Raw genomic sequence first — 1927 nt, 5'->3', positions numbered from 1 at the left:
GGGCCGGACCTGGTGTCCGGCCCCTCTCGCGTTCCCGTGCCGGTGTGCGTACAAGCGGGGCGCAAGCCCGCCCGAGAAGACTGGACGCAGTGCAAGCCCCCGCGAAAACCCCCTCGAAAACCCCTGTGAACGCCGCGGTGAAAGCCGCTGCGAAAGTCGCTGTGAGAGGAGACCGCATGGCAGCCGATCTCCGGGTCGCCCGGCCCGTTCCCCGCCCCGCTCCGGTGGACCGGTGGACCTGGCGGCACCCCGAGGGGCGGCTGCTGAGCGCCGCCGTGGGCGCCGCCGCGTTCACCACCGGCCTCGCCCTCGGCGGAGCCGTCAGCCTCCCGTTCTGGGCCGCGCTGATCGCCCCCGACCTGGCGTTCCTGCACCGCGGGAAGACGCCCCCGGCCGGCCCCGGGCATGTCTCCCCGGACACCGTCCGGCTCTACAACACGCTGCACGACCCGCGCCTGGCCGCCGGCACCGTCGCCGCGGGCGCCCTCACCGCGTCCCCCGCCCTGCTGCTCGCCGGGCTCGGCTGGACCACGCACATCGCCGTGGACCGCGCGTTCGGCTTCGGCACCCGGCGCCCCGACGGCGCCATCCACTGACTCGACGGACGGGAAGCCATGGACCACCTCGAAGAGCTGACGGAATTCGCCCGGCTGCACGCCCGCGGCCAGGGCATGAGCCCGGACCGCGCGAGCGCGGTTCTCGACAGGATCGGCAACGACACCTGCGGCGACCCGGCTTCCTGGGCCGCCGTGTGGACCGCGGCCGGCAAGGTCGCCGAGGCCCGCGGCGACCTCCTGGACGCCTGCCGCCACTACGCCCTCGCCCGCTTCCCCTACGCCGCCGACGGCGACCGGGTCCTCGCCCAGCACCTGTGCGTGGAGTCATTCGACCGCTGGCGCCAGGAGCGGCAGGGCATCGAGCGCCTCGAGTTCCGCACCCCGGACGGCACGTTCGCCGCGTGGGCGAGCGGCCTGGACGGGCGCCGCCCGCGGCCGCTGCTGATCGTCATGGGCGGCATCGTCAGCGTCAAGGAGCAGTGGGCGCCGCTGCTGCCGCTGCTGCGCAAGCTGGGCTTCGCCGTGGTCGTCACCGAGCTGCCCGGCGTCGGCGAGAACACCCTGCGCTACTCCCCCGACTCCTGGCGCATGCTGACGTACCTGCTCGACAGCCTCGCGCACCGCGCCCGCGTCACCGAGACCTCGCTGCTCGCGCTCAGCTTCAGCGGCCACATGGCGCTGCGGGCGGCCGCCGAGGACCGCAGGATCGGCCGGATCCTGACCGTGGGCGCCCCCGTCGCGGACTTCTTCTCCGACTCCGACTGGTGGCCGCGCGTCCCCCGGATCACCGTGGACACGCTGCGCCGCCTGACCCGCACCGACGACGAGACAGAACTGCGCACCGTGCTGGGCGAGTTCGCCCTCACCCCGCAGCAGCTGCGCCGGGTCCGGGTGCCGGTGCGGTACGTGGTCTCCAGCCGCGACGAGATCATCCCGGCCCGCGACCAAGCGCTGCTGCGCCGCGACCTCGCGGACGTCCGCTTCAAGGAGTTCGACGACGTCCACGGCTCCCCCGCCCACCTGGGCGCCATGCGGCGCTGGCTGTTCGGCTCGCTGCTGCGGCTGCGGCTGCGCGGCGCCCCCGCCGAGGAGCTCACCGTTCCCGCCGCCACCCGCACGTCTCCCGCACCGCTCGACGAGAGGCCTCGCCATGACTGACGCCACACCGTCCGCGCGCCGTCCCGCCTCGGTCCGCCCCTGGCAGTCCCTGGCCTCGCTCGGGGTGACCGAGAGCGACCTGACCACCGTCCACCACCGGCCGGGGGGGCCGGGCCCGCGGCCCCGCCGCCGGCCGGGCGCCCCGCCCCCCCCCCCCCCCCCCCCCCGGGCCCGAACCCCCAAACCACACCCCCCCCCGCCCCCCCACACAC

General features: G+C 75.6%; 2 protein-coding genes. Both read left to right on the top strand.

Going from position 1 to position 1927, the window contains the following annotated elements:
• Positions 1-176: 176 nt before the first annotated feature.
• Positions 177-596 (top strand): DUF4260 family protein, encoded by a 420-nt coding sequence (locus ACFW9D_RS38340; RefSeq protein WP_188338732.1) that lies wholly within the window; start codon positions 177-179, stop codon positions 594-596.
• Between the two features lie 18 nt (positions 597-614).
• Complete coding sequence (locus tag ACFW9D_RS38335; protein ID WP_384630101.1) at positions 615-1715, top strand: alpha/beta hydrolase; 1101 nt, start codon at positions 615-617, stop codon at positions 1713-1715.
• Positions 1716-1927: the final 212 nt, after the last annotated feature.

This window comes from Streptomyces sp. NPDC059524, from assembly GCF_042749255.1.
Classification (GTDB): domain Bacteria; phylum Actinomycetota; class Actinomycetes; order Streptomycetales; family Streptomycetaceae; genus Streptomyces; species Streptomyces xanthii.
This window is presented reverse-complemented; position numbering and strand designations above follow the sequence as displayed.

What these genes read in the sequence shown, in the direction of transcription:
- ACFW9D_RS38340 (WP_188338732.1), top strand. Translation starts at nt 177, where the DNA reads ATGGCAGCCGATCTCCGGGTCGCCCGGCCCGTTCCCCGCCCCGCTCCG.
- ACFW9D_RS38335 (WP_384630101.1), top strand. Translation starts at nt 615, where the DNA reads ATGGACCACCTCGAAGAGCTGACGGAATTCGCCCGGCTGCACGCCCGC.